Source organism: Erythrobacter sp. BLCC-B19, from assembly GCF_028621955.1.
GTDB lineage: Bacteria > Pseudomonadota > Alphaproteobacteria > Sphingomonadales > Sphingomonadaceae > Erythrobacter.
The window spans coordinates 291,437-317,444 of the sequence record NZ_CP117516.1; the positions used below are offsets into that span (position 1 = coordinate 291,437).

Annotated in this window: 33 protein-coding genes; 15 read left to right on the forward strand and 18 right to left on the reverse strand. The window is 65.5% G+C overall.

Annotation, left to right across the window (positions count from 1 at the left end):
* Positions 1–44: 44 nt before the first annotated feature.
* The 4 genes from pnp to PS060_RS01205 all read right to left on the reverse strand — a co-directional run bounded on the left by pnp (position 45) and on the right by PS060_RS01205 (position 4,339).
* Complete coding sequence (pnp, locus tag PS060_RS01190) at positions 45–2,333, reverse strand: polyribonucleotide nucleotidyltransferase (RefSeq protein WP_273984921.1); 2,289 nt, start codon at positions 2,331–2,333, stop codon at positions 45–47.
* 177 nt (positions 2,334–2,510) lie between these two features.
* Positions 2,511–2,780 (reverse strand): 30S ribosomal protein S15, encoded by a 270-nt coding sequence (gene rpsO, locus PS060_RS01195; protein ID WP_066524809.1) that lies wholly within the window; start codon positions 2,778–2,780, stop codon positions 2,511–2,513.
* Positions 2,781–2,792: 12 nt separating this feature from the next.
* On the reverse strand, positions 2,793–3,767 hold the full coding sequence (gene truB, locus PS060_RS01200; protein ID WP_273984922.1) for a tRNA pseudouridine(55) synthase TruB: 975 nt from the start codon (positions 3,765–3,767) through the stop codon (positions 2,793–2,795).
* On the reverse strand, positions 3,764–4,339 hold the full coding sequence (locus PS060_RS01205; protein ID WP_273984923.1) for a thymidine kinase: 576 nt from the start codon (positions 4,337–4,339) through the stop codon (positions 3,764–3,766). The genes truB and PS060_RS01205 overlap by 4 nt, the downstream gene beginning before the upstream one ends.
* Before the next feature lie 114 nt (positions 4,340–4,453).
* On the opposite strand from PS060_RS01205, the gene PS060_RS01210 reads away from it, so the two are divergent.
* A complete protein-coding gene (locus tag PS060_RS01210; protein WP_273984924.1) occupies positions 4,454–5,005 on the forward strand; it encodes a YceI family protein in 552 nt (183 codons plus the stop codon).
* A 40-nt stretch (positions 5,006–5,045) separates the two neighbouring features.
* Here the strand turns inward: PS060_RS01210 and rbfA are convergent, their stop codons facing one another.
* From rbfA to pspF, 9 genes are all read right to left on the reverse strand, one after another.
* Positions 5,046–5,444: a 30S ribosome-binding factor RbfA gene (gene rbfA / locus PS060_RS01215; protein ID WP_273984925.1), complete on the reverse strand. Its 399-nt coding sequence runs from the start codon at positions 5,442–5,444 to the stop codon at positions 5,046–5,048.
* The gene (locus PS060_RS01220) at positions 5,444–5,887 is read right to left on the reverse strand and encodes a PaaI family thioesterase (RefSeq protein ID WP_273984926.1); all 444 of its coding nucleotides are present in this window, start codon (positions 5,885–5,887) and stop codon (positions 5,444–5,446) included. The genes rbfA and PS060_RS01220 overlap by 1 nt, the downstream gene beginning before the upstream one ends.
* Before the next feature lie 21 nt (positions 5,888–5,908).
* The gene (infB, locus tag PS060_RS01225; RefSeq protein WP_273984927.1) at positions 5,909–8,470 is read right to left on the reverse strand and encodes a translation initiation factor IF-2; all 2,562 of its coding nucleotides are present in this window, start codon (positions 8,468–8,470) and stop codon (positions 5,909–5,911) included.
* Between the two features lie 9 nt (positions 8,471–8,479).
* Positions 8,480–9,259, reverse strand: a complete 780-nt coding sequence (locus tag PS060_RS01230; protein WP_273984928.1) for a DUF448 domain-containing protein — start codon at positions 9,257–9,259, stop codon at positions 8,480–8,482.
* Positions 9,240–10,868 (reverse strand): transcription termination factor NusA, encoded by a 1,629-nt coding sequence (gene nusA, locus PS060_RS01235; RefSeq protein WP_273984929.1) that lies wholly within the window; start codon positions 10,866–10,868, stop codon positions 9,240–9,242. The genes PS060_RS01230 and nusA overlap by 20 nt, the downstream gene beginning before the upstream one ends.
* Positions 10,868–11,449 (reverse strand): ribosome maturation protein RimP, encoded by a 582-nt coding sequence (gene rimP / locus PS060_RS01240; protein ID WP_273984930.1) that lies wholly within the window; start codon positions 11,447–11,449, stop codon positions 10,868–10,870. Before rimP ends, nusA begins: the two co-directional genes overlap by 1 nt.
* A 157-nt stretch (positions 11,450–11,606) precedes the next feature.
* Entirely contained in the window at positions 11,607–12,026 is a 420-nt protein-coding gene (locus PS060_RS01245; protein WP_273984931.1) for a PilZ domain-containing protein, read from the reverse strand.
* Between the two features lie 75 nt (positions 12,027–12,101).
* Positions 12,102–12,398 (reverse strand): hypothetical protein, encoded by a 297-nt coding sequence (locus PS060_RS01250; protein WP_273984932.1) that lies wholly within the window; start codon positions 12,396–12,398, stop codon positions 12,102–12,104.
* 432 nt (positions 12,399–12,830) lie between these two features.
* The gene (gene pspF / locus PS060_RS01255) at positions 12,831–13,874 is read right to left on the reverse strand and encodes a phage shock protein operon transcriptional activator (RefSeq protein ID WP_273984933.1); all 1,044 of its coding nucleotides are present in this window, start codon (positions 13,872–13,874) and stop codon (positions 12,831–12,833) included.
* A 158-nt stretch (positions 13,875–14,032) separates the two neighbouring features.
* On the opposite strand from pspF, the gene PS060_RS01260 reads away from it, so the two are divergent.
* The 11 genes from PS060_RS01260 to PS060_RS01310 all read left to right on the forward strand — a co-directional run bounded on the left by PS060_RS01260 (position 14,033) and on the right by PS060_RS01310 (position 18,086).
* A complete protein-coding gene (locus tag PS060_RS01260) occupies positions 14,033–14,218 on the forward strand; it encodes a hypothetical protein (RefSeq protein WP_273984934.1) in 186 nt (61 codons plus the stop codon).
* 241 nt (positions 14,219–14,459) lie between these two features.
* On the forward strand, positions 14,460–15,191 hold the full coding sequence (gene pspA, locus PS060_RS01265; protein WP_443112394.1) for a phage shock protein PspA: 732 nt from the start codon (positions 14,460–14,462) through the stop codon (positions 15,189–15,191).
* Between the two features lie 3 nt (positions 15,192–15,194).
* Positions 15,195–15,506 (forward strand): envelope stress response membrane protein PspB, encoded by a 312-nt coding sequence (pspB, locus tag PS060_RS01270; RefSeq protein ID WP_273984935.1) that lies wholly within the window; start codon positions 15,195–15,197, stop codon positions 15,504–15,506.
* Positions 15,503–15,880, forward strand: a complete 378-nt coding sequence (pspC, locus tag PS060_RS01275) for an envelope stress response membrane protein PspC (protein WP_273984936.1) — start codon at positions 15,503–15,505, stop codon at positions 15,878–15,880. Before pspB ends, pspC begins: the two co-directional genes overlap by 4 nt.
* 30 nt (positions 15,881–15,910) lie before the next feature.
* On the forward strand, positions 15,911–16,225 hold the full coding sequence (locus tag PS060_RS01280; RefSeq protein ID WP_273984937.1) for a hypothetical protein: 315 nt from the start codon (positions 15,911–15,913) through the stop codon (positions 16,223–16,225).
* Positions 16,225–16,536: a hypothetical protein gene (locus tag PS060_RS01285; RefSeq protein ID WP_273984938.1), complete on the forward strand. Its 312-nt coding sequence runs from the start codon at positions 16,225–16,227 to the stop codon at positions 16,534–16,536. Before PS060_RS01280 ends, PS060_RS01285 begins: the two co-directional genes overlap by 1 nt.
* The gene (locus PS060_RS01290) at positions 16,536–16,892 is read left to right on the forward strand and encodes a hypothetical protein (protein WP_273984939.1); all 357 of its coding nucleotides are present in this window, start codon (positions 16,536–16,538) and stop codon (positions 16,890–16,892) included. Before PS060_RS01285 ends, PS060_RS01290 begins: the two co-directional genes overlap by 1 nt.
* A complete protein-coding gene (locus PS060_RS01295; RefSeq protein ID WP_273984940.1) occupies positions 16,892–17,212 on the forward strand; it encodes a hypothetical protein in 321 nt (106 codons plus the stop codon). Before PS060_RS01290 ends, PS060_RS01295 begins: the two co-directional genes overlap by 1 nt.
* The gene (locus PS060_RS01300; RefSeq protein ID WP_273984941.1) at positions 17,209–17,460 is read left to right on the forward strand and encodes a hypothetical protein; all 252 of its coding nucleotides are present in this window, start codon (positions 17,209–17,211) and stop codon (positions 17,458–17,460) included. Before PS060_RS01295 ends, PS060_RS01300 begins: the two co-directional genes overlap by 4 nt.
* Complete coding sequence (locus PS060_RS01305) at positions 17,457–17,633, forward strand: hypothetical protein (protein WP_273984942.1); 177 nt, start codon at positions 17,457–17,459, stop codon at positions 17,631–17,633. Before PS060_RS01300 ends, PS060_RS01305 begins: the two co-directional genes overlap by 4 nt.
* A gap of 42 nt (positions 17,634–17,675) precedes the next feature.
* Positions 17,676–18,086, forward strand: a complete 411-nt coding sequence (locus PS060_RS01310; RefSeq protein ID WP_273984943.1) for a SufE family protein — start codon at positions 17,676–17,678, stop codon at positions 18,084–18,086.
* Between the two features lie 108 nt (positions 18,087–18,194).
* Here PS060_RS01310 and PS060_RS01315 read toward each other — a convergent pair whose 3' ends face one another.
* Together PS060_RS01315 and PS060_RS01320 are read right to left on the reverse strand one after the other, a co-directional pair.
* Positions 18,195–18,731, reverse strand: coding sequence for a sterol desaturase family protein (locus PS060_RS01315; protein ID WP_273984944.1), 537 nt, complete (start codon positions 18,729–18,731; stop codon positions 18,195–18,197).
* The gene (locus PS060_RS01320) at positions 18,728–19,681 is read right to left on the reverse strand and encodes a fatty acid desaturase (RefSeq protein WP_273984945.1); all 954 of its coding nucleotides are present in this window, start codon (positions 19,679–19,681) and stop codon (positions 18,728–18,730) included. The genes PS060_RS01315 and PS060_RS01320 overlap by 4 nt, the downstream gene beginning before the upstream one ends.
* On the opposite strand from PS060_RS01320, the gene PS060_RS01325 reads away from it, so the two are divergent.
* On the forward strand, positions 19,680–21,728 hold the full coding sequence (locus PS060_RS01325) for a GMC family oxidoreductase N-terminal domain-containing protein (RefSeq protein WP_273984946.1): 2,049 nt from the start codon (positions 19,680–19,682) through the stop codon (positions 21,726–21,728). The two genes, PS060_RS01320 and PS060_RS01325, sit on opposite strands and share 2 nt — an antisense overlap.
* Here the strand turns inward: PS060_RS01325 and PS060_RS01330 are convergent.
* From PS060_RS01330 to PS060_RS01340, 3 genes are read right to left on the reverse strand one after another with little or no spacing between them, the layout of a single operon-like run.
* Positions 21,725–22,384, reverse strand: a complete 660-nt coding sequence (locus tag PS060_RS01330; RefSeq protein ID WP_273984947.1) for an HAD family hydrolase — start codon at positions 22,382–22,384, stop codon at positions 21,725–21,727. The two genes, PS060_RS01325 and PS060_RS01330, sit on opposite strands and share 4 nt — an antisense overlap.
* Positions 22,385–22,396: 12 nt before the next feature.
* Positions 22,397–23,221 (reverse strand): hypothetical protein, encoded by an 825-nt coding sequence (locus tag PS060_RS01335; protein ID WP_273984948.1) that lies wholly within the window; start codon positions 23,219–23,221, stop codon positions 22,397–22,399.
* Positions 23,222–23,270: 49 nt separating this feature from the next.
* Positions 23,271–23,687 carry an acyl-CoA thioesterase gene (locus PS060_RS01340; protein ID WP_273984949.1) on the reverse strand — a complete coding sequence of 139 codons (417 nt, stop codon included), beginning with the start codon at positions 23,685–23,687 and terminating at the stop codon, positions 23,271–23,273.
* Positions 23,688–23,817: 130 nt separating this feature from the next.
* On the opposite strand from PS060_RS01340, the gene leuC reads away from it, so the two are divergent.
* Together leuC and PS060_RS01350 are read left to right on the forward strand one after the other, a co-directional pair.
* On the forward strand, positions 23,818–25,248 hold the full coding sequence (leuC, locus tag PS060_RS01345; RefSeq protein WP_273984950.1) for a 3-isopropylmalate dehydratase large subunit: 1,431 nt from the start codon (positions 23,818–23,820) through the stop codon (positions 25,246–25,248).
* Positions 25,248–26,006 (forward strand): hypothetical protein, encoded by a 759-nt coding sequence (locus PS060_RS01350; RefSeq protein ID WP_273984951.1) that lies wholly within the window; start codon positions 25,248–25,250, stop codon positions 26,004–26,006. The genes leuC and PS060_RS01350 overlap by 1 nt, the downstream gene beginning before the upstream one ends.
* Positions 26,007–26,008 lie beyond the last annotated feature (2 nt).

The window sequence follows — 26,008 nt, forward strand, 5'->3', positions numbered from 1 at the left end:
GGATCGCTCCGGGCGGCCTCTTGTTCATACCTCGTTTGAGGCGATTAGTCCTTCAGGAAGTCAGGCAGACCCGCCGGGCCGCTGTCACGCTCGCGCCCGCCGCGGTCACCACCGCGACCGCCGCGATCACCGCCGCGCCCACGGTCGCCGCCGCCACGCGGGCCACGACGATCGCCGCGGTCGCCACGATCACCGCGCGGTTCGCGCGGTTCGCGGGGCGGACGGGTGTCTTCCAGCTCTTCACCGGTTTCCTGGTCGACGACGCGCATCGACAGGCGAACCTTGCCGCGCTGGTCGATCTCGAGGACCTTGACCTTCACTTCCATGCCTTCGGAGACGACATCGGTGGGCTTCTCGACCCGCTCGTTGCGCATTTCCGAGACGTGGACGAGACCGTCCTTGCCGCCCATGAAGTTCACGAAAGCGCCGAAATCGACGATGTTCACGACCTTGCCGTTGTAGATCTTGCCGACTTCGGCTTCCTCGACGATGCCGAGGATCCACTTCTTCGCCGCTTCGATCTCGTCGAGGTTCGAAGACGAGATCTTGATTACGCCTTCATCGTCGATGTCGACCTTGGCGCCGGTTTCGGCGACGATCTCGCGGATCACCTTGCCGCCGGTGCCGATGACGTCACGGATCTTCGACTTGTCGATCTGGATCGTCTCGATGCGCGGCGCGTGCTTGCTGACTTCGGTGCGGGCACCGGTCAGCGCCTTGGCCATTTCGCCGAGGATGTGCTGACGGCCGGCCTTGGCCTGCTCGAGCGCCTTGGCCATGATCTCCTGCGTGATGCCGGCGACCTTGATGTCCATCTGCATCGTGGTGATGCCTTCGGCGGTCCCGGCAACCTTGAAGTCCATGTCGCCGAGGTGGTCTTCATCGCCCAGAATGTCCGAGAGGACGGCGAATTCGTCACCTTCGAGGATCAGGCCCATCGCGATGCCGCTGACAGGCGCCTTCACCGGCACGCCTGCGTCCATCATCGACAGACAGCCGCCGCACACGGTCGCCATCGAGGACGAGCCGTTCGACTCGGTGATGTCGCTGAGAACGCGGATCGTGTAGGGGAAGTCTTCCTTGCTCGGCAGCACGGGGTTCAGCGCGCGCCAGGCGAGCTTGCCGTGACCGACTTCGCGGCGACCCGGCGCGCCGAAGCGGCCCACTTCACCGACCGAATAGGGCGGGAAGTTGTAGTGAAGCATGAAGCTGGAATAGCTGAGGCCTTCGAGCCCGTCGATCATCTGCTCGCTGTCCTTGGTGCCCAAGGTGGTGGTGCAGATCGCCTGAGTCTCGCCGCGGGTGAACAGCGACGAGCCGTGGGTGCGCGGCAGGAAGCCGACGATCGCTTCGATCGGACGCACCTGATCGAGCTTGCGACCATCGATGCGCGAACCTTCCTTGAGGATGGCGGTGCGCACGATGTCCGCTTCGACCTTCTTCATGGTCTTGATCGCGACCATCTGGGTCTGCGGGGTTTCGTCGGCAAACGCCGCCTTGGCCTTGGCCCGCGCCTCGTTCAGCGCGTTCGAACGCGCCGACTTGTCGGTGAGCTTGTAGGCTGCGGCGATATCGGCGCCGACCAGTTCCTTGAGCTTCGCCTTGATGTCGGCGGTGTTGTCGCTGACGTCGATGTCCCACGGATCCTTGGCGGCCTTCTCGGCCAGCTCGACGATCGCGCCGATCACCTTGCGGATCTCGTCATGCGCGAACATGACAGCGCCGAGCATTTCTTCCTCGGTCAGTTCCTTGGCTTCGGATTCGACCATCATCACGGCCTTGTCGGTCGCGGCGACCACGAGGTCGAGACGGCCTTCAGCGAGCGCCTTGTCCTGCTTCGGGTTCAGCGTGTATTCGCCATCGACATAGCCGACGCGCGCGGCGCCGATCGGGCCCATGAAGGGCACGCCCGAGATGGTCAGCGCAGCCGACGCGGCGATCATGGCAACGATGTCCGCTTCGGTCTCGCCGTCGAACGACAGGACCTGCGCGATCACGTTGATCTCGTTGTAGAAGCCTTCGGGGAACAGCGGACGGATCGGACGGTCGATCAGGCGGCTGGTGAGCGTTTCCTTCTCGGTCGCGCCGCGTTCACGCTTGAAGAAGCCGCCGGGGATACGGCCGGCAGCCGAGAACTTTTCCTGATAGTGGACGGTGAGCGGGAAGAAGTCCTGCCCTTCCTTGACGCTCTTGGCGGCGGTCACGGCGCACAGCACCACGGTTTCGCCATAGGTGGCCAGAACGGCGCCATCGGCCTGACGGGCAATGCGCCCGGTTTCCAGAGTGAGGGTCTTTCCGCCCCACTCCAGCGATACGGTTTTCGTGTCGAACATTGATTTTCCTTCTGACCCGCGCGGCCATATTGCCGGGCGGGGCCTCATGTGCCGGGGAAAGAACCGTCCCGGTCCGGTGCGGGGCACTGGTCTGGCCCCGGGGCGGTGCAGGCCGGATGCCCGCTAGCCCCAAATGCAAGAAAGGCGGCCCTTTGAGCCGCCCTTCCCGCTAAACTCTTACTTACGCAGGCCCAGCTTCTGGATCAGCGCGTTGTAGCGCTCGACATCCTTCTTCTTGAGATAGGCCAGCAGCGTGCGACGCTTGTTGACCATCATCAGCAGGCCACGACGCGAGTGGTTGTCCTTGTGGTGATCCTTGAAGTGCTCGGTGAGGTTGCGGATGCGCTCGGTGAGGATCGCGACCTGAACTTCCGGGCTGCCGGTGTCCTTGGGATCACGGGCGTTCGAGGCAATAACTTCCTGCTTCTTTTCGGCGGTCACCGACATAATATTCTCTTTCTACTCAGCGACATCGGGACAGTTGAAACCCCTGACGACCGTGGCCGTCCCATCCGATATTTCCATCAGCGCGACCGGGACGCAGCCCAGTTTCGCAAGGTAGAGCCCGGATGATTGGGGCATTCCAGACAGCACCCGGCCCTGTCGGACCGCCTGCGCGCTTGTCTGGTCGAGGCTTAGGGCCGGGATGTCGTCCAGCCCTGCCTCCAACGGCAGGAGGAGGTGTTCAAGGCCTGCGCCCTTAGCGGTTTGCTCCAGTTTGTCCAGCGAAATCGCTTGGGCTTCATGGAACGGGCCTGCCTTGATGCGCCTCAGATAGGTGACATGGCCGCAGGTGCCAAGAGCGTGCGCGATGTCGCGCGCGAGGGAGCGGATATAGGTGCCCTTGGAGACGTGGGCTTCCAGGGTAATGCTTTCCAGTTCCGTTCGCCCTGAGCTTGTCGAAGCCCTGCTCTTCACTTCGGAAGAAAAGTGCAGCCCTTCGACAGGCTCAGGGCGAACGGTGAGAGCGTGAATGGTCACGCTGCGGGACTTCAGCTCCACCGCCTGCCCGCTGCGCGCCAGATCATAGGCGCGCTGGCCATCGACCTTGAGCGCGGAGTAGGCCGGCGGCACCTGCTCGATCGGCCCCGTAAACCGCGGCAGCATCGCCTCCACTTGCGCCAGCGTCGGGCGCACATCGCTGGTGGCGATCACCGGCCCTTCGGTGTCGAGCGTGTCGGTCTCCTGCCCGAACTGCACGGTGAACTCGTAGATCTTGCTCGCATCCAGCATCCGCCCGGCAAGCTTGGTCGCCTCACCGAGCGCGATCGGCAGCACGCCCTCGGCGAGCGGATCGAGCGTCCCGCCGTGGCCGACCTTGGTCTTGGCATAGCCGTTCTGGCGCAGCACCCGCTTGACCGCGCCAACGCCCTGCGTCGAACCCATGCCGCGCGGCTTGTCGAGGATCAGCCAGCCTGACAGCGGCCCACTCATCCCCTGAGAGCCTCGGAGAAATGCTTGCGGCACAGCGCGACATAGCGGTCATTCCCGCCGATCTCGGTCTGCTGGCCTTGGCGGACCGCCGCACCGCTGGCATCGACCCGCAGGTTCATCGTCGCTTTGCGCCCGCAATGGCACACGGCCTTGAGTTCCACCAAGGCATCCGCAATCCCCAGCAGCACCGCCGATCCGGGGAACAGTTCCCCCTGAAAATCCGTGCGCAAGCCATAGCACAGCACCGGAATACCGCCCTCGTCCGCCAGCCGCGCCAATTGCCACACCTGCTCAGGCCCAAGGAACTGCGCCTCATCCACCAGCACGCAATCGAGCGGCTCCACCTTGTGCGCGGCGCTGATGGTCGACCAAAGATCGGTGTCGGGATGGAATTTGTGCGCCTCGCTCTCCAGCCCGATGCGGCTCTTCACCAGCCCGCCCGAACGACTGTCGAGCGCGGCGGTCCACAGCATGGTGCGCATCCCCCGCTCGCGATAATTGAAATCGGCCTGCAACAGGTGCGAGGATTTGCCTGCGTTCATGCTGGCATAGTAGAAATAGAGCTTGGCCATCGCCCGTCCCTATCCTTTCAGCGTCTTTGGAGCGAGCGCCGGTTTGAACCTTTTGCGCAGGTCATGCGTAGTGGTATTGCAATGATGATGCGCCCCGCCCTTCTCCGCCTTGTTTTGCTGGCCCTGCTGGGGCTGTCGGCGCTTGCCCAGGCGGCGAGCGCGCCGCTGCGCTACACGCTCGATGCCTCCGCGAGCAATGTTGCAGCCAAGGTGCCGTTCTTCGGGCTGGCCAGCAAGACGGCGCGCTTCCCGCGGATGGAAGGCGCGGTCACCATCGTTCCCGGCGCGCCCGAGAAGGCGCTGATCGACGTCACCTTCGATGCGACCGCAATCGAAGCGCCCGACAGCGTCACGCTGGAACGTCTGCGCGGCGAGAAGTTCTTCTGGGTCGAAAAATACCCGACGATCCGCTTCGTCGGCCGATCCTTGAAGCTCGCCAGCCCGACAAAGGGCACCGTCTCGGGCGAGCTCACCGCGCGCGGCGTCACCCGTCCGGCGAGCCTCGTGGTGACCTTCACCGCCGATCCGATTGCGCAGGCGGGCAAGCCGGTCAGCTTTACCGGCACGACGACGATCGACCGTCGGGACTTCGGGATGAAGGCCTATCAGCTGATCGTCGGCAACAAGGTCGACATCACCCTGAAAGCGCGGATGGTGCCGCGCTAGCGTCCGATTTTCGTGATTGCGAGGAGCGCAGTGACGAGGCTTATTCCTCGTCCTCAAGATCGCGCAGCACCTTGGGGTCGCGCAGCAGCGCCTCGATCCGGTCGGCTTCGGCAAAGCTCTCGTCCTTGCGGAACTTGAGCTTGGGCGCGAATTTGAGGCCCAATCGCTGGGCGACCTCACGCTGGAGGAAGGCGGTGTTCTGGCGCAAGGCGTGGACGATATCGTCATCGGCTGCGCCAAGCAGCGGCTTCACGTAAGCGGTCGCATGGCGCAGATCGGGGGTCATGCGCACTTCCGTCACCGAAATGTGCGAAGCGCTCACCACATCGTCATGCACCTCGCCGCGCGCGAGCAGTTCCGACAGGATATGCCGCACCCGCTCCCCGACCTTGAGGACGCGCACGGATTGCTGTTCGGCGGTGAAGGGTTGCTTGGCCATCAGCGCTCAAGCCCCGTGACTTCGGGCGTCGGGCGCGGGGTCGGGATCGCGGTGCTGGTGGAACGGGCGTAGATCGTCCCGTCCTCGCCCCGCAACTCGCCTTCAAGGAACACCACGCGCTGGCCCGCCTTCACCACCCGGCCGGTGCCGATGATGGTCGCGCCCTCGGGGATCAGACGGATGAGGCTCATGGAAATGTCGAGGTTAAGCGGCGCCATGACGCCGCCCGTGGCCGCGACATAGGCATAGCCCATCACATCATCGAGATAACCGGCCACCAGCCCGCCCTGCACGCCCCCGCGCCAGGTGCAAACCTCGCGCTTGACGGTGAAGCGCATGGTCGCCGTCTGGGTCGCCTCGTCGAATCTGACGAACTCGGAACCCAGCAGCGCGGTATGGGGGGATTGGACCCATGAGCCCTCTCCCGGTTCATACTCTCCCATGCGACACCTCCTCTAGGCGGCTCACAGCGTCCGCTCACGCTCCTCGACCGAGAAGACTTCGAGGTTGTCGCCCGGCTTGATGTCGTTGGTGTCTTCCAGCACCACGCCGCATTCGAGACCGGCGCGCACTTCGTCCACGTCGTCCTTGAAGCGCCGCAGCGAGGCGATCTTGGTGGCCGAGACGATGACGTCCTGACGAGTGAGACGCGCGAACAGACCCTTGCGGATCGCGCCTTCCAGAACCAGGAGCCCTGCCGCCTTGTCCTTCTTGCCCGCCGGGAAGACCTGCTTGACCTCTGCGCGGCCGACCACGGTTTCGATCCGCTCCGGCCCGAGCTCGCCCGCCATCTCCTTGGCGATCGCATCGGTGAGGTGGTAGATGACGTCATAATACATCATCCGCACCCCGTCGCGCTTCACCAGGTCGCGCGCCTTGGCGTTGGGGCGGACGTTGAAGCCGATGATCGGCGCCTTCGATGCACCCGCCAGCAGCACGTCGCTTTCGGTGATCGCGCCGACGCCCGCGTTCAAGACGCGCACCTTGATCTCGTCGTTCGAGAGGTTGTGGAGCGCGTTGACGATCGCTTCGACCGAGCCTTGCACGTCCGCCTTCACCACCACCGGGAATTCGATGACGTTGGAGGCGAGGTTGTTGAACATCGTGTCGAAATTGGTCGGCGCCAGCGCCGTGCGCTTTTCGGTCGCGAGTTCCTGACGGTACTTGGCAACTTCGCGGGCACGCTGCTCGTTCTCGACCACGGTGAGGTTGTCGCCGGCAGACGGCACCCCGCCAAGGCCGAGGACTTCGACCGGCATCGAGGGGCCGGCTTCCTTGAGCTGCTGGCCCTTGTCGTCGACGATCGCGCGCACCTTGCCGCTCTGCGTGCCGACCACAAAGGTGTCGCCGCGCTTGAGCGTCCCGCGGGTGACGAGCACGGTCGCAACCGGCCCGCGGCCCTTGTCGAGCTGGGCTTCGATCACGGTCGCCTCGGCATCGCGGTCGGGCCTGGCCTTGAGTTCGAGCAGTTCGGCCTGAAGCCCGATCGCTTCGATCAGCTTGTCGAGCCCTGCACCGGTTTTGGCGGAGACTTCCACATCTTGCACATCGCCCGACATGGCTTCGACCACGATTTCGTGTTCGAGCAGACGTTCGCGGATCTTCTGCGGGTTGAATTCCGCCTTGTCCGACTTGGTGATCGCCACGATCATCGGCACGCCGGCCGCCTTGGTGTGATTGATCGCCTCGATGGTCTGCGGCATCAGCCCGTCATCGCCCGCGACCACCAGAATGACGATGTCGGTGACATTCGCCCCGCGCATCCGCATTTCGGTGAAGGCGGCGTGACCGGGGGTGTCGAGGAAGGTAATCTTCTGCTTGTCCTTCGTCGTGATCTGGTAGGCGCCGATATGCTGGGTGATGCCGCCGGCCTCGCCCTTCACGACATCGGTGCCGCGCAGGGCATCGAGCAGGCTGGTCTTGCCGTGGTCGACGTGGCCCATGATCGTGACCACCGGCGGACGCGGAACCTGCGTTTCGATGGGATCCTCGTCAGCGCTGGTGTCGATGTCGACATCGCTCGCCGAGACGCGGGTGATGTTGTGGCCGAACTCCTCGACCAGCAGCTCGGCGGTGTCCTGATCGATGGTCTGGTTGACCGTGACCATCATGCCCATGTTGAACAGCGCCTTCACGAGGTCGGCGCCCTTCTCGGCCATGCGGTTGGCAAGCTCGCTGACGGTGATCGCTTCGGGGACGACCACATCGCGCACCTGCTTTTCGCGCGGCTTCGACGGCCCGCCCTGCCCGCGGCGTTCCTTCTCGCGGGCACGCTTCAATGCGGCGAGGCTGCGGGCGCGGCGGCCTTCGTCCTCGTTGAGCGCGCGGGTGACGGTGAGCTTGCCCGAACGGCGGTTGTCCTTGCCTTCATCGGCAGGGGCCGCGCGCTTGTCGTCCTTCTTCTTGGGCTTGGCTTCGACCGCGGCGGGGCGCTTGGGCTCCGGGCGCTCGACGGGCGTGAAGCGGCGTGCGGCAGGAACGGCCGCATCGGCCTTGGCAGCCGGGGTCGCAGGTGCGGCCTCAGGGGCGACAGCCGGGGCTTCAGGTGCAGCGGCGGCTTCAGGTTCTGACGGGGCGCTGGCAGCTGCCGCGCGCTGACGCTCGGCCTCTTCTTCGGCGCGGCGGTTTTCTTCCGCACGGCGGCGCTCTTCTTCCTCACGCTCGCGGGCCTCGGCTTCCTCGCGCTTGCGGGCTTCCTCGGCAAGGCGCAGGCGCTCTTCTTCGGCCTCAAGTTGGAGGCGCTTGACGCGCTCCTGCGGAGTTTCGCCCGCGGGCGCCGGACGCGCAGGGCGCGGCGGCGGGGCAGCCGGGCGGGGAGCCTCGGCAACCGGCGGCGGCGGAGGTGGCGGCGGCGGGGGCGGCGGAGCCGCTTCGCCCGGCTTGCCGAGCACGCGGCGACGCTTCACCTCGACCACCACCTTGTTGGTGCGGCCGTGACTGAAGGTCTGCTTGACCTCGCCCGCATCCACCGAGCGCTTGAGGCCCAGGGGTTTGCGGATGCGCTGGTTGTCGTTGTCGTCGCTCATTATCGCTCGTCAGTCCTTCACGTATTCATCAATAGTCGCAGGCCCGCCATGCAGCAGGTCGGCGTTGCCGGGTGTGCCCCGGCCTGTCTCTTGCGTCGCGTTCGTCCCGTCATGCCCGGCAAAATGCACCAGCCGATTGACCGCCTGAAGCACACGGGCTGCCGCGCGCATATCGCCGGGATGGCCGGCAACCCCCAGGTGGACCACGTTGTCGCGGCCCAATGCCACAGACAGCGCGGTGCGGTCTAGGGGCAAGACTTGGCCGCGCGCGCCTGTGCCTTCGGCATCCGTGCCGACCCGCCAGGCCTGATCGAGCTTGCGCCGACCATCCGCACTCGAATCGGAGGCGTGGAGCAGAACGGCAATCCGGCCACCGCGGGCCTGTTCCTCGATCCGGGCCGAACCCAGCACGATATTGCCCGAGCGCAGTTCCAGCCCCAGCCGGTCGCCAAGGTGCCGCGCCAGCGCCGCCTCAACCTTTGCGGGAAGATCATCGGGGATCGAGAGCGGCGCTCCCTTGAAGGCGCGCATCAGCGCTTTTTTCAGGTGGCCCTCGACCAGCGCTTGTTCAAGCTCCGCGCGGGTTACGCCGATCCACGCACCACGCCCCGGCGCCTTGGCCGCAGCGTCGGGCAGCACCAACCCGTCCGGCGAAATCGCCAGACGCACCAGCCCATCCCGCGCCGAGGTCTCCCCGGAGAGGATACAGCGCCGCTCGCTCCCCGCAGCAGCGGAAAGCGACGGCTCAGCGATGTCGGACGTCAGGCGCTCATTGGGTGGAGTCCGCATGGGCGGCCTCCTCGGAAGGTTCATCTTCGAACCAGTGCGCACGCGCGGCCATGATGATCTCGTTGCCCTGCTCTTCGCTGAGGCCATATTCGCCCAGCACGCCGCCCTTGTCGGTTTCGCGCTGCGGACGACGCTGCGGCGGGCCGTCGGTGTTGTTCCGGCGGCGCGGCGCTTCGCGCTTCTTGGCGATCAGCTCGTCGGTGGCGAGATCGGCCAGATCGTCGAGGGTCTTGATCCCCGCCTTGCCGAGCGTGACAAGCATCGCTTCGGTAAGGTGCGGGATTTCGGCGAGGGCATCCTCGACGCCGAGGCCACGACGCACTTCGCGGTGCGCGGCTTCCTGACGCTCGAGCGCTTCGAGAGCACGGCTCTGGAGTTCCTCGGCCAGTTCCTCGTCGAAGCCTTCGATGCTCGCGAGTTCGGCGAGGTCGACGTAAGCGACTTCTTCCAGCTCGGCGAAGCCTTCGGCCACCAGCAGCTGCGAGAGGGTTTCGTCGACGTCGAGCTCTTCCTCGAACATCTTCGAACGCTCGGCGAATTCCTTGGAGCGCTTCTCGGAAGCCTCTTCCTCGGTCATGATGTCGATCTGGTGGCCGGTGAGCTGGCTCGCCAGACGCACGTTCTGGCCGCGGCGGCCGATGGCCAGCGACAGCTGATCGTCGGGCACCACCACTTCGATGCGGCCATCATCTTCGTCAAGCACGACGCGGCTGACCGTGGCGGGCTGGAGCGCGTTGACGACGAAGGTCGCGGTGTCTTCGCTCCAGGGGATGATGTCGATCTTCTCGCCCTGCAGTTCCTGCACCACCGCCTGCACGCGGCTGCCCTTCATGCCGACACAGGCGCCGACCGGGTCGATCGAGCTGTCGCGGCTGATCACGCCGATCTTGGCGCGGCTGCCCGGATCGCGGGCGGCGGCCTTGATCTCGATGATGTTGTCGTAGATTTCGGGCACTTCCTGCGCGAACAGCTTCTTCATGAAGTCGGGGTGCGCGCGGCTGAGGAAGATCTGCGGGCCGCGATTGTTGCGCTCCACCTTGGTGATGAGCGCACGGACACGCTCGCCCACGCGGGCGGCTTCGCGAGGGATCTGCTGGTCGCGGCGGATCACGCCTTCGGCGCGGCCGAGGTTGACGATCACGTGGCCGAACTCGACCGACTTGATCACGCCGGTGATGACTTCGCCCTGACGGTCCTTGAATTCCTCGAACTGACGCTCGCGCTCGGCATCGCGGACCTTCTGGAAGATCACCTGCTTGGCCGACTGCGCGTCGATGCGGCCGAGATCGACCGGGGGCAGCGGATCGACGATGAAGTCACCGACCTTGGCACCGGGCTGGAGCTTTTCGGCCTGCTTCAGATCGACCTGCTTGAAGTAGTCCTCGACCACGTCGACCACCTCGACCACGCGCCACAGCGTCAGATCGCCGGTCAGCGGATCGAGCTTGGCGCGGATGTCGTTTTCCGCGCCATAGCGGTTGCGCGCGGATTTCTGGATCGCTTCTTCCATCGCCTCGATGACGATCGCCTTGTCGATCATCTTTTCCGAAGCGACCGCGTTGGCGATTGCGAGAAGCTCAGCCTTGTTGGCGGAAATGGCGCTGGCCATCAGTCGTCTGCCTTTTCTTCTGTGTCAGAGGAATCTTGGTCTTCGATAAGTTCGTCCACACCGCTGGTATCGAGCGGGCGGGTGGCGGCGATAAGTGCGTCGGTGAGGACGAGCTTGGCGCTGTGGATCTGGTCGCGCGGGAGAGCCACTTCGCCCGCCTTCACTTCCTTGACCAGCACCATATCACCCTCAAGCCCGCCGAGCACGCCCTTGTTGACGCGCTGACCGGCGAAGCCCTTGTCCATCACGATCCGGACTTCGTGCCCGGCCCAGTTCACGAAGTCCTTGTCGCGGGTCAGGGGACGGTCAATGCCGGGGCTGGAGACTTCGAGGTGATACGCGCCTTCGATAAGCTCCTCGCCCGCTTCTTCGGCCGCGTCGATCACGTCCGAAACGCGGCGCGAGAGCGCGGCACACTGGTCGATCACCAACTGCCCGGTGGCCGGGTCTTCCGCCATGATCTGGAGCGCCATGCCGCCGTCGCCTGCCTCGGACGGCAGAAACGCCACGCGCACCAATTCAAACCCGAGCGCAGTGGCTTCGGGTTCGATCAGCTGGGTCAGGCGGGCGATATCGGTCACGTAAGTCCTCGGATGCGGAACATTGCCAGCAGGATTGGGGCCGGCCCCTTGCGGCGCCAGCATCCAAACCTTGTGTCGACAATGTCGGGATTGGGCGTCGCATTAGGCGGCTTTGCCCGGTTTGGCAAGCGCCTTGCGCTCCGCGCCGATGACAGGCTCAGCGCTCCCCCGTCACCCAGCGCCGCACCTGATCGCGCAAGGCACGGTGCTCGCGTTCCTCGAAACCTTCGGCAAAGCTGCGGATCGCGAGCACCGCATCACGCGGGATCGGATCGTCGAAGGTCATGGCGTTGACAGCCATATCCGGGCCGCGCTCGGCGCGGACGACCATGCCGAAAATCTCCATCCGGCTGACAGCGAGATAGCCGGATTGCCCGCACGCCGCCGGCTGCGCCAAGGCCATGCGCGCGCCGGTGATAGACAGGTCGAGCAGGATGCAGGGCTGTTGCGAATAGATCGAAACGAACCGCGCCGGGATCGCCAGCCGCAAGCGCGCCGCCGAACGGCGACCAGCAACGAACTCTTGATCGGCGCTGCCGGCGGGCGAAAGATCACGCGAAGAGGGTTCGGATCCCATGATCCGGCAGGCTACGCCAGCGCAGGATAACGGCGCCTGCGCAGAATCCCTCGGGGAATTACGGGGGTCGCCCGGTCAAAGCGAGCGATCGTCGCTCGTGTCGCCTGTCACCCAGCGGCGCGCGGTTTCGATCAGGGCGCGCCTTTCGCGCTCCTCGAAGTTTTCGTGATAGCGCCGCGTTTCCAGCACGATCGCGTCCGTCAGCGCCTCGTCGAAGACCATTGCGTTGAGGCCGAACTCGCTGCGGCTGATCAGCCCGAAGTGGTCGATCACTCCGCAGCGCAGGATCGCGCCCTCGCCCTCGCGCATCGCATCGAGAATGGCGACCTGCGCGCCGGTGCGCGACAGGTTGAGGAGGATGCAGGTGTGCACCCTGTCGACGGCAATCAGCTGTGCTGGAAGGCTAAGCCGCAAACGCGGGGCCGAACGCCGCCCCACCGCTGGCACGGGGGGATCGTTGGTCGGCCCAGGCTTAGGGTCCACCATACCCCGTTCCCGCGAATGTCTCGCAGCACCGGCCCCGGCAGGATGATCGCCGGGCGATTCGGTTAGGCGAGAATGCTGACCCGGACTGAATATAGGCGAACGGCACAGCTCTGGCAAAGAATGGCGCGGGCCTGGGGGGAGGTCGGGGCGCATTTCAGCTTTGCCGTCCAGACATTTGGCAAACTGCGCGCCCACCAGCCCGGTGCGGCTGTGGGACAGGGACGACAGCGATGGAGGTTTCCGCTCGCATGAAATGGCCCGATGAGATGATCTCCACCGCTCTAGGCCGAAAGGCTTGCCATTCGGTTAGTAACGTTATCAGTCCTCGCCTTCCATCAAGCCATGCTTGCGGATGCAGTGGCGCAGCTGATCATAGGTCAGGCCGAGCGCGCGGGCGGTCTGCCGCTGGTTCCAGCGGTGCTTGCCAAGCGCATGGGCCAGAATCGCGCGCTCATGCGCGTCGACAGCGGCGCGCAGATCTTCGATGGCATCGAGATTGGGCGCAGCGACAGCTGGCGTGCCTGAAGACACACCCGCAGCAGCAGGCGCGGGCGCGCTGCTGCGGCGATGCTCTGGAGGGCGCGGCCGCCACGGACTGTCGAAGGGATCGAACTGGACGTGCGCGATCGGCATATCCGGCACGTCCCAGCGATAGACGGCGCGCTCGATGACATTGCGCAATTCGCGGACGTTGCCGGGCCAGGGATGATCTTCGAGCGCGTCCATGACGTGCGGCGCGAAGCCCGGCCAGCGATCCCAGTCGAGCTCGGCTGCCATGCGGCGGCCGAAATGTTCGGCCAGCACCCCGATGTCGCCCTCGCGCACACGCAGCGGCGGGAGGGTGATGACTTCGAAGCTCAGCCGGTCGAGCAGGTCGGCCCGGAAATCGCCGCTCGCCGCCAGCGCGGGCAGATCGTCGTTGGTGGCGGCGACGATGCGCACATCGACGCGGATCGGGCGCGATGCGCCGATGCGGGTGACCTCGCCATACTCGACCGCACGCAGCAGCCGCTCCTGCGCGCCCATCGAAAGGGTGCCCAGCTCGTCGAGGAACAGCGTGCCCCGGTCGGCCTCCTCAAACCGCCCTGCACGGGCCTTGGTCGCACCGGTGAAGGCGCCAGCCTCGTGGCCGAACAGCTCGGCTTCAATCAGGGTTTCGGGCAGCGCCGCGCAGTTCATCGTCACCAGCGGCTCGTCCCAGCGGCTCGACAGGCGGTGAAGGCGTTCGGCGATCAGTTCTTTACCCGTGCCGCGTTCGCCAATGACAAGCACGGGGCGGTTCATCGCTGCGGCGCGGGAGGCGCGTTCGACCGCGTCGAGGAACGCTCCGGATTGGCCGATGAACTGGCTCTCGTGCTTCATGTCCAAACTATAGTGAAAATCCCCAATGCTTGGCAATAGAGACCAACGACCTCGCCGCGCTGGCACGCAAAAATGGCTGATTTCCGCCATTCCGGCAGTTTGGCACGGGCCATGCAAAATAGTTGGCAAGACCACCGACACCACTTGGGAGGCCCACTATGATCCACTCTGCAGCCAGCCAGCACAGCTTCTGGAACTCGAAGCTCGGGCACGCCGCGTTTGCCAGCATCGCCGCGATGGTGATGATGATCGCGCTGTCCTCGCAGATCCAGCCGGGCGCCGCCAACGCCGCTCCGGTCGCTCACCCCTCGGCCGAATCCGGCCACGTGATCGAGATTGCTTAAGGTGGTCGAGCCCCTTGACCCCCTCGGGCCGGAGCGCCCCCTGCGGGATGTCCCCCCCGCCGACGCTGGCCGGATTGCGGAGCCCACCCGCAATGCCGCCGCCGGCGCAGCTCCGGCCCAACCCTCCAGCCTGCTGTCGCCCACGCGGCTGTCGCGGCTGGACGCGGAAATCGAGGCCTTGCGTCAGAGCCCCACTCCGACGCAATCTCGGTCCCACACCAACCCCGCCCGCGAGGAGCACATGGCTCCTCTCGACCGGGTCAATTCGTTTCTCGATGGAGTAGCCTTCATGGGCATTTTCAGCCGCACCCGCGACATCATTGCCGCCAACTTCAACGATATGCTCGACAAGGCGGATGATCCGTCGAAGATGATCCGCATGATCATCCTCGAAATGGAGGAAACCCTGGTCGAAGTCCGCGCGAGCGCCGCGCGAACCATTGCCGACCAGAAGGAAATGCACCGCCACTGCGTCAAGCTTGACCGGCTCCAGGCCGACTGGGCCGAGAAGGCGCAGCTCGCGCTCTCCAAGGATCGCGAAGACCTCGCCCGTGCCGCGCTGGTCGAAAAGAAGAAGGCTGGCGACATGGCCGATCAGCTCAAGAGCGAGATCGCCGTGCTCGATGATGCCCTGCGCGCCTACGAGGAAGATATCGCCAAGCTGCAGCACCGCCTGCGCGAAGCCCGCAGCCGCCAGACCGCGATCGCCGCGCGTCTCGAAAGTGCGGAAAACCGCGTCAAGCTGCGCACGCTGATGAGCACCGAGCGCACCGACGAGGCGCTGGCGCGCTTCGACCAGCTCGAACGCCGCGTCGATTACGCCGAAGGCCGCGCCGATGCGCTCCAGATCGCCGAAAACAAGACCCCGAGCCTCGCCGATGAAATCGCCGCGCTCGCCGGGTCGGACGCGATCGACGATGAACTCGCCGCCATGAAGAAGGCGCTCGGCAAGACCGACGGAACGGGAGAATAAGCCATGGAAGACGTGTTCCTGCCCATCATCATCGTCGGGATGCTGTTCATCGGCCTGCCCTGGGTGATCATGCATTACATGACCAAGTGGAAGACCGCCGCCACCATCACCACCGACGACGAGGCACTGCTCGAAGAGCTCTACAACCTCGCCCGCCGGCTCGATGAACGCATGGATACGGTCGAACGCCTGGTCGCCTCGGACGACCCGAGCTTCACCCCCGCCCGCCGCCTGATCGCCGACCAGGAGAAAGACAACCAGCAGCTGCGCGAACTCGAAGCGCTGATGGCCGAGAAGAAAGGAACCCGCCTGTGAACAGCCCTCGCACCACGCTTTACCGCGACAAGCACAATGCCAAGCTGATGGGGGTGTGCGCCGGGATCGCCGATTACACCGGGGTCAATGTCTTCTGGATCCGGATGATCGCGTTCCTTTCGATGTGGCCGACGGGCGGCGCTTCGCTGCTGGTCTACTTCGTCGCCGGGTTCCTGCTCAACAAGAAGCCGCCCTACCTCTACCGCGATGAAAGCGAGCAGAAGTACTGGCAGGGCATCCGCCAGAGCCCCAAGCGCACCGCCCGCGAAATCCGCGCCAACTTCCGCGACATCGACCGCCGCCTGGCCGCTGTCGAAGCCCACTACGTGAGCAGCAACCCGCGCCTGACCGCCGAGATCGAGCGGCTGCGCTAGGCCTGCCACCACGCAACAGGGAAGCCCATCATGTCTTTCAATCTCGGAGTTCTCATTCCCATCATCGCGCTGATGATCCCGGTGATCGCACTGTGGACCAAGCACCAGCAGAAGATGGCCGAAATGCAGATCGGCGCCACCGCCGAACAGACCGCTGAAAAGGCAGCACAATACGCCGCCAAGATTCAACGCCTGGAAGACCGGGTGCAGGTGCTCGAACGCATCGTCACCGACCGCGGCTACGATATTGCCACCCAGATCGAAGCCCTGCGCGACACGCGCCGGGTGGATGAAGCAGGCCCGGGCGTGCCGCTCGGCCTCGACAAGAACAAGGAGCGTGTGTGATGTTTCATGATGGCCCCGGTTTCATTGCTGGCATCGTGCTGATTTGCACGCTCGGCTGGCTCGCCAACAACTGGATCCGCGCCAAGCACGGCTACCCGCTCGAGGACGAGTGGGGCGGCAAGACCGTCAAGCCCGACACCGCCGAGACCCAGCGGCTCAAGGCCGAGAACAAGGCGCTGCACGACAAGCTCGACGCCATGCAGGACCGCATGATCGTGCTGGAAAAGATCGTCACCGACCGCGGCTATTCGCTCTCCGCCGAAATCGAGGCGCTGCGTGAAACGCCCTCGCTGACCAAGGATCGCGTGTAATGGAACCCGCTGACTTCCTTCCCTATCTCGGCTGGATCATCGCCGGGGCCTTCACCTTGGGCGCGGCAGGCATCGCTGCCTCGTTCCAGACCACCCGGATGAAGATCAAGAACGGCTACCCGCTCGAAGGGATGTGGGGCCAGTCGCTGAAGCCCGGCTCTGACAAGCAGACCGCCGAGCGGGTGGTGCTGCTGACCCAGGAAAACGCCCAGCTGCGCGCCGAACTGGGCGCGATCAAGGATCGGCTCGCCAATGTCGAACGGATCGTCACCGACGGCGGCTATCACCTCGGCGCCGAAATCGACGCCCTGCGTGATCGTGCGCTGGAGGGGCTCAAGGACAAGGGGAAGGCGTGATGGGCGAGATGATCGTCATCTCCATGACCATCATCGCGCTGGCGCTGATCACGGGGATGAGCCTCAACGGCATCGTCGAGAAGGTTATGCAGGCCAAGCGACTTCGCCATCAACCAAACGGCGGCGCTGCGCCCGAGGACATCCGCCTGATCGCCGAGCGCCAGCAGATGATCGAAGACCGGCTGCGGGTGATCGAACGGATCACCACCGATGCCAACAGCGGCGATGTGCGCGTCACGGCGCAGATCGCGGCCGAAATCGAAGCGCTGCGTGCCCTGCCCGCCGCCGCGCCAAGTTTGAGGAAGGACCTGAGCGAATGATGACGCCCCTTCTCGATCCCGTGCTGGTGCAGACCAGTGCCAGCCTGATCGGCCTTGTGGTGATCGCGGCAGCCATGCTGCGCGGCTGGCAGGGCTGGCTTGACCTCAAGCGCCGGGAGCTTGACCGCCACGGCCCGCAATCGCCCGAAGAGACCGGATCAGGCCTCGGCACCGCGCGGATCGAGCTGGCCGATCTCAAGGAACGGATCCGCAAGCTTGAAGCCATCGCCAGCGGAGTGGAACTGTGAGCAATCACCGCACCACCGCCGCACAGGCCGGCATCAGCCTTGGCACGGCGATCGCGGTCGCGATCAGCTGGAGCGTCAACAAGTCGATCATCTGGGCGATCATCCACGGCTTCTTCAGCTGGTTCTACGTGATCTATTACGCCCTCACCCGCCCCGGCGGACTGAGCGGATAAGCCCCCTTTGCCTTGTTGCCGCGCGCTGTCTAAAGGCGGGCCATGCGCACCCTTTCCGACATTCTCGAAGAATATGAGTTCCTCGACGGCGATGATCGCTATGGCCTGCTGATCGAGCTGGGTCGGGGGCTGGAACCCATGCCCGATGCCCTCAAGACCGACGCAACGCTGGTGCGCGGGTGCTCTGCGGCGGTGTGGGTCTATCCCGCGGGCACCGATGCCGCGAAGCTGCACTTCCTTGCCGACAGCAATGCCGCGATCACCAAGGGCATTGTCGCGCTCGTCATCGCCGCCGTGCAGGACAAGCCCGCCGCCGAAGTCGCCGCGATGGATGTGATGGGCGCGCTCGCTCCGTTTGACCTCAAGAACCAGCTGTCGAGCAACCGCACCCAGGGCGTGCCGAACATGATCGCGCTGGTAAAGGAACACGCCGCCCGGCTCGCGGCGGGGTGAAGGCCGGCGGCGATGTTTCACGTGAAACTCCGCCCGCAGGCAGGGGAGGCCCGGCCTCGAAGCGTTTAAAACCGGTCAGGATCGGTCAAAAACAGGTTTGGCCGCGCGTCAGATGTTGCGGCCCACGACCTCGAACTCGTCAGCGCCCGCGCCCGCCGCATCGCGCACCACGGCAATCCCGGCTTCCTTTTGCGCTTTCAGCTCTGCCTTGAGCTTCGCCGGATCGCGCGCGAAGACGAAGCCGAAGCTGACCCCGCCTTCCTTGCCGATGGTCGCATGGTGGAGCTTGTGCGCCTGCACCAGCCGCTTGGCGTAGCCCTTGCGCGGCACCCACTTCCAGTAGCGCTGATGCACCAGCCCGTCATGCACCAGCGTGTAGATCACCCCGTAGAGCGTGATCCCGACCGCGAACCACCACAGCCAGTCCCAGTAGAGCGAGCCGTAGATATACATCGCAGCGTTGATCGTGCCGAACACGACCGCGAACAGATCGTTCTTCTCGAAGACGTTGTCGTGCGGCTCGTGATGGTCGCGGTGCCAGCCCCAGCCCCAGCCATGCATGATGTACTTGTGCGCCACCCACGCGAACAGCTCCATCCCGATCAGCGAGGACATGACGGTGAGGAATATTTCGAGCCAGCTCATGCAGGCACCTTTTCAGTCGCTTGGGCGCGCCCCACCCCGGCACGGTGCGCCGCAGGAAGCGCCCACCACGGCACATCAGGACGGCGGTGGTGTTCGAGATGATAGCCGAAATGGAAGCAGGTGGCGAGGCTTGCGAGCGTGCCGAAATTGTCCGAACGGGCATTGTGGTGGTCGGCAAACCCGCCCCTCGCCGCGCCCGGCTGGTGCCGGTGGGTGCGGAAGGTGCCGAAGTAGAACAGCTGGAGCGAGGACGCGAGCGCCGGAAGGCCGTAAAGCACCACGATCTGGATCATCGGAATATCCAGCACCAGCCAGTAGATCCCGACCACGGTGTGCACGAAGATGATCGAACGCCATCCGAAATAGCGCCGGAAGAAGGTCGCATACCAGCGCAGGAAGTCGCTCGGATTGTGCTCATCGAAATCGGGATCGCCCGCATGGCCTGCAAGCTTGTGGTGGGTCAGGTGCGCGTCACGCAGATGCTTCCAGCCAAAGCCCGCATAAAGCGCCAGCAACACAGTGCCGATGCCTGCATTGAGGCGCGGGTGGCCGGGGGCGAGCGTGCCGTGCATCGCATCGTGGCAGACGATGAACACGCCGACCGACAGCCAGCACTGCACCCCCGCCATCACCAGCGCCATCGGCCAGTTGTTCCACGACAGCTCGAACACGAACATCGCATAGGCATGGATCGCCAGCCAGCTCCCGGCAATCGCCAGCGCCAGCGCAAGACCGGCGGCGCGCTGGACGCGGGGATGGGGCAAGGCGAAGTGCGGGTTCATGTCCCCAAGGATACGCTGCGGCTGGCCATGGGGATGCGTATAGACCTCGCAAGCGCCAAGGCAATTGCGTTTGCGCAGCGCACACTTGCAGGCGAAGATCGGCGCGGGAATACAAGCGCCTGAGACTGTGGCAGGATAGACCGGCAGCAAGGGGGATCGCCGCATCATGTCTTCAGCCAAGCCGTTCAATCCGTTCATCGCCGCGATCTGGCGCCGTCTGGCCGAGACGCTGTTCGTCGAGCCTGCCGACATGGCGATCACGCCGCAGCAGGTGGTCGACAATCTCCAGACCATGTTCGCCAATATCGAGGGGCAAAAGCCGTTCGAGACCGGGCTTTCGGTGCTCGCCGCCTGGGTGGTGCTGGGCGGGCCGCTGTGGCACTTCGCCCCGCGCAGCTGGCGGATCGCCCGGATCGAGCGGCGACTGAAGAATTCGCGTGTCGATCTGTTTCAGGACATGGCCCGTATCCGGGGGATCGTTTACGCGGGCTATTATGGCCACTGGCTGCCCGCGCCCTCGCCGGATCAGGCGGCGCAGGAAGATGCCAACGCCGCCAATCCGGTGTTCGCCGCGATCGGCTTCACTCTCCCCCGCCACCGCACCCGCGCAGGCACGCCCGACGATCCGGCGATTGCCGAATACACCGCCAATGATCTGCCGCCGTCCGTCTTCATCGGCCATGACGCGATCCCCGATAGCGTCGAGGTGGTGGTGATCGGATCAGGCGCAGGCGGCGCGGTCGCGGCGGCGAACCTTGCCGATCAGGGCTATGAAGTGCTGGTGGTGGAGGCCGGGCGGCACAATCCCAGCTCTGTCATCACCCCGCACGAATTGCAGATGTCCTCCACGCTCTACAAGGACGGTGCGATCCAGACCACGCGCGACCGCGACATCATCGTCTTTCAGGGCCGCACCGTGGGCGGGTCGACCGTCATCAACAACGGCATCTGCCTGCGCCTCAAGGCCGATGGGGAGACGCACCCGGACGCCAATGATGTGCTCGCGACCTGGGCGGGCCTCGGCGCGCCGGTGGATGAAAGCGCGCTGGACGCCTCCTATGCGCGGATCGAGGCGCGGCTCGGCATCCACGAAATCGACCGGCGGCTGGGCCAGAACAACGGCACGCGGATGCTGGCGGGGTGGGACGCCTATCGCGCCGCCTCCACCGACCCGATGGACGCGCGCGCCACGTCGGGTTGGTTCCGCAAGAACTGGGGGTCCAAGCACGAGGCCAACGCCTGCCTCTCCTGCGGCTATTGCAACACCGGGTGCCCCTATGGCCGCAAGCGCGCCATGCCCGAGAGCTTCCTGCATCACGCGGCGCTTTCCGCCCCGCGCAAGGCGAAGATCCTGCCGCACGCGCAGGTGCTCCAGATCGGCTGGGGGCCGCGCGCGGGTGATGGCCGCCGCGTGGCGAGCAGCGTGCAGGTGCAACTGCCCGATGGCCGCGCCAAGTGGATCGCGGTGACCAAGGGCGTGGTGGTCGCGGCGGGCACCATCGCTTCAACCAATATCCTGTCAGCCAGCGGGATCAGGGGCACCGGCAAGGACATCTCGCTCAACATCGCCTGCCCTGTCCCTGCCCTCATGCCCGCCCCCGTCATGGCATGGGACGAAGACCAGATGGCGACCTATATCGACCGCGGCGACTTCCTGATCGAGAGCCATTTCCAGCCGCCCATGAGCATGGCGACGCTGGTGCCGGGATGGTTCGGCGATCACTTCGCCCGGATGCTGAACTACAACCGCCTCGCCTCGGCAGGGGTGCTGTTTCCGGCGGACCGGCGGGGCACGATCAAGGACGGCAAGCTGAGCTTCAAGCTTCAGGAGACCGACCTTGCCGTCCTGCGCCGCGCGCTGGCGTTGCTGACCAAGGTGCACCTCGCAGGCGGGGCGCTGGAGGTCTATCCGGCGCTGCTGAAGGGCGACACGATCCGCGCCGGGATCACGCCGCAAGCGCTCGATGCGCAGCTTGCCGCCGCGATCCGTGAGCCGGATGATGTGGTGCTCTCGTCAAGCCACCCCCACGGCGGCAACGGGATCAACGCCGATCCGGCCAAGGGCGTGGTGGGCATCGACCAACGCGTCCACGGCACCACCAATGTGCTCGTCTGCGATGCCAGCGTCATGCCGAGCTGCATCCGGGTGAACGCCCAGCTGACGACAATGGCGATGGCCGACCGCGTGACCCACGGACAGCGGGTGTTCGGCTAGAGCGCGAGCGCGGCGACCTCGTCCCACGAGGCGGCAATGTGATCCGCCCCTGCCGCGCGCAGCTTGGCGTCATGGCCGGGCTGGATATGCGCGCCCGCGAGCAAGCCGATCACCTGCATCCCCGCCGCCTTCGCCCCGCGCACGCCCGACGGGCTGTCCTCGATGACGAGGCAGGTTTCCGGCGCGACGTTCAGGCGGTCGGCGGCGAGCAGGAAGATATCGGGCGCAGGCTTGCCGCGCTCCACAAGTTCGGCGCTGAACACCCGGCCTTCGAAATGCGCCGCCAGCCCGAGCACCTCCAGACTGATCGCCAGCCGCGCCGGGCTGCTGGAGGAAGCGATACCGCGCGGGCGCTGTCCCAGCGCGCGGATAAAGTCACCCGCCCCCGGCACCTCGGCCAGATCGCGGCGAAAGCGTGCCATCATGGTGTCCGACAAGTGCGCACCCCAATCTGCTGGCACCGGGCGGGCCAGCTGCTCCTCGATCAGCGCAATCATCTCATCCCAGCGCGTGCCGACATAGCGGGCGTAGGATTGCTCAAGGCTGGTCGGCAGGCCGAGCCGGGTCAGCTCCTCGGCCAGCACAAGATTGGCGAGCATCTCGCTATCGGCAATCACGCCGTCGAAATCGAAGATGATGGCGGCAGGATCACGCATCGCGGGGCGCGCCTATTGAATGACGCGGATGCGCGGCTGGCCGCCGGACACCTCGACCGCCCAGATCCGGCCATTTTGGGTCGTCATGACGAAAACCGGCAGGCTCGCCGCATAGACCGAAAAGACGTGGATTTCGGTGGGCACCGGGTCGAGCAGGTGCGAGATACTCAGCGCTTCGGGCCGTTTGCCCTTTTCGTTGGCGACCGGCATCGTCAGGCACGAATTGGTGAACTTGCGACTGGCCTTGATCGCGCCGTCCACGACCTCGAAGCGGTGATGCCCGCCGAAGGGGATTTCGCCGGTCTTCACCTGCGGGGTCAGCAGATAGGCGTAGAGCCCCCCATCGGGCTTGCCGGTGGGAAAGACCACGACATTGGGCGGTGCCTTGGCGCAAACCTCAACCGGCTGGCTGCGGGCGAGCAGCGTTGCGGTGACCATCGCCGTCTCGGCCGCGCTCAGCACCCGCTCACCGGGAGCAAAGCTGCGGCGGCGGATCACCTTTTTCCCGTCATAGACCCCGGCCCATACCGCTTCGTAACCATCGCCCGCGCGGCGGAAGAACACCGTCTCCCAGCCATCGGCCACATCATTGACGATCCAGCCCGCAATGCCGCGCTTGTCCGCATCGGACAGGTCTTCGAGCGCGGCATCGGTGCCGTGCCAGGCGGCCTGATCATAGGCATAGACCTTCCACCCAAGGTCGACCGCCAGCTGCAACCCCGCCTCCTCTGCCTCGGTCATGGCAGTCGCGGACGCAGGCGCTTCCTGCGCGGCCAGCGGCGCCGCGAGAGCGACGATCGCGCCGGTCAGAACAGCGAAGGTTTTGAAATATGTCACGATTGCGTCCCTCCCGTCCCGACGATGGGACAGGAGCGAGCCTATCGCGTCACTCGCCCTGAGGGAAGAAGAACGCGCGCAGATGTTCGCCGATGCGCGCCGGGCGAAGGGTTTCGGCATCGATGCAGCACCAGCTCGATTGCACCTCGGCCAGCACTTCCTCGCCGCGCTTGATCAGCGTAGAATAGAAGGCGCGCGCGCCGTTGAAGCGTTCGAGCACGGTCTGCGCGATCACGGCATCGTCGAGGAAGGCGGGCTTGCGATAGGTGATCTCGTGCTTCAGCGCGACCCACGCCTTGCTCGCCACATCCTCGGCCGGCGCAATCCCGCGCCAATGCGCCAGCACCGCATCCTGCACCCAGTTGAGATAGCGCGCGTTGTTGACGTGACCCATGAAGTCGATGTCCTCCGCCGCGACGGTAATCGGGTGGAAAAAGGGCACGGCGGGAGATTCGTTTGCTGACATGATTGTAAGCTAGCGCAAGATTATGACAAATTCCATTACCGGCGGTCGGGAAATCGCCGCAATCTTGCCACGGCTCGGCAATCGTGACTAAGGGGCATCACTCTCGCCCCCAATCAACGGACCCCTGCCCATGGCCAGCCGCCCCCGCACCCTCTACGAAAAGATCTGGGATGCGCACGTCGTCGAGACGCGCGACGATGGCACGGCGCTGATCTATATCGACCGGCATCTGGTCCACGAAGTCACCAGCCCGCAGGCGTTCGAGGCGCTGAAGGTGGCCGGGCGCCCGGTGCGCCGTCCGGAACTGACGCTGGCGGTGCCCGATCACAACCTCCCGACGACCGCACGGGTCGACGCAAGCGGCAAGCCGGTGCCCATCGCCGATCCCGAAAGCGCCGCCCAGCTCGCCGCGCTCGAAGTGAACGCGCCCGCTTTTGGCATCCGCTACATCCCCGCCACCGCCAAGGAGCAGGGGATCGTCCATGTCGTAGGGCCGGAACAGGGCTTCTCGCTCCCCGGCACCACCATCGTCTGCGGCGATTCGCACACCGCCTGCCACGGCGGCCTGGGGGCGCTTGCCTTCGGGATCGGGACGAGCGAGGTCGAGCACGTGCTGGCGACCCAGACCCTGCTGCTCCAGCAATCGAAGCCGATGGAAGTGCGGGTGGAGGGCGACCTCGGCCCCGGCGTCAGCGCCAAGGATCTGATCCTCCACATCATCGGCCGCATCGGCGCGGCGGGCGGATCGGGCTATGTGATCGAATACCGCGGCAAGGTGTTCGAGGCGATGACGGTCGAGGAGCGCCTCACTGTCTGCAACATGAGCATCGAGGCAGGCGCGCGCGCCGGGCTGATCGCGCCGGACGATGTCACCTTCGCCTATCTCAAGGGCCGCCCGATGGCCCCCAAGGGCGCGGAATGGGACGCGGCAGTCGCGTATTGGCGCACGCTCCACACCGATGACGGCGCTCTCTTCGCCAAGTCGGTGACGATCAACGCTGCCGATGTCGAACCCAGCGTCACCTGGGGCACTTCCCCCGAGGACGTGGTGCCGATTGGCGGGCTCGTGCCGCACCCGGAAGACTTCGCTGACGAAAGCAAGCGCATCGCGGCGCAGAAGTCGCTCGACTACATGGGCCTCACCCCCGGCACCCCGATGACGCAAGTTCCCATCGAGAACGTCTTCATCGGCAGCTGCACCAACAGCCGCATCGAAGACCTGCGCGCCGCCGCCGCGATCCTCAAGGGGCGTCGCAAGGCCGAGAATGTGCGCTGGGCGATCGTCGTCCCCGGATCGGGACTGGTGAAGGCCATGGCCGAGGAAGAAGGGCTCGACCGGATCTTCACCGAAGCAGGCTTCGAATGGCGCGAGCCGGGCTGTTCGGCCTGTCTCGGCATGAACCCCGACAAGGTGCCTGCGGGCGAGCGCTGCGCCTCGACCAGCAACCGCAACTTTGTGGGGCGGCAGGGGCCGGGCGCGCGCACGCACCTCGTCTCGCCTGCGATGGCGGCGGCGGCGGCGGTGACGGGCAGGCTGGCGGACGTGCGCGAATTGGTGTGATGCCGACTCGCCGGAGCATCATCGCAGGCAGCCTTGCGGCAACTGTGGCGGGCCTTGCAAAGCCGGTGCTGGCGCAGGGCATCGCGGCCGACGATCCGCGCTACGCCGCCTTTGCCGCTGCTCGCCGCAAGGCGTGGTCGGCGCTTGGCCCGGTCGATGAGGATGTGATCACCTATCTCCTCAGCCCGCAATTCAACGGCGGCCCGGCATGGCCCACCACCCGTCAGGCCTATTGCGTGATCCGGCCAGCGGACAGTCTGATCATCGCATCAGACGGGCTCAGCGACCTGTTCGTCGGCACCGACCTTGCAGCGCCCGGCTTCGGCTGCGAGGTCTTTATCGAATGCCCCGACCTTGCGGGCGCGCGTTTCGAGGACTTGAAGCGCAGCTGGCAGTTTCAGCTGATCGAGAACTTCGCCCAAAACGTCGCCGATTTCGGCGGAATCAACGGTGTGCTCGAAATGTATGGCGTCATCTCGATGGAACTTCCCGCGACCGGCAACACGCCGCCGCGCTGGATCACCCCGCGCGGCAGCGTCGGCGCGCTGGTGGGGATCGAGGTGCCCGGCCGTCCGTCGCGCTGCACGCTCGCGCCGGACGCGGACATCCGGCTTGTTGCGCTAACCCTGCTGCTGCCGGACGAGACCGAGCAGGTCATTGCCGGCGGAGCAGCTGCGCGCCGCAATCTTCGCGAGAAGCTTGTCGCCGCTGGCACCGGCCTCACATCACCGGCCAATCGCCGCTCGGTGCTTGCGTAAAG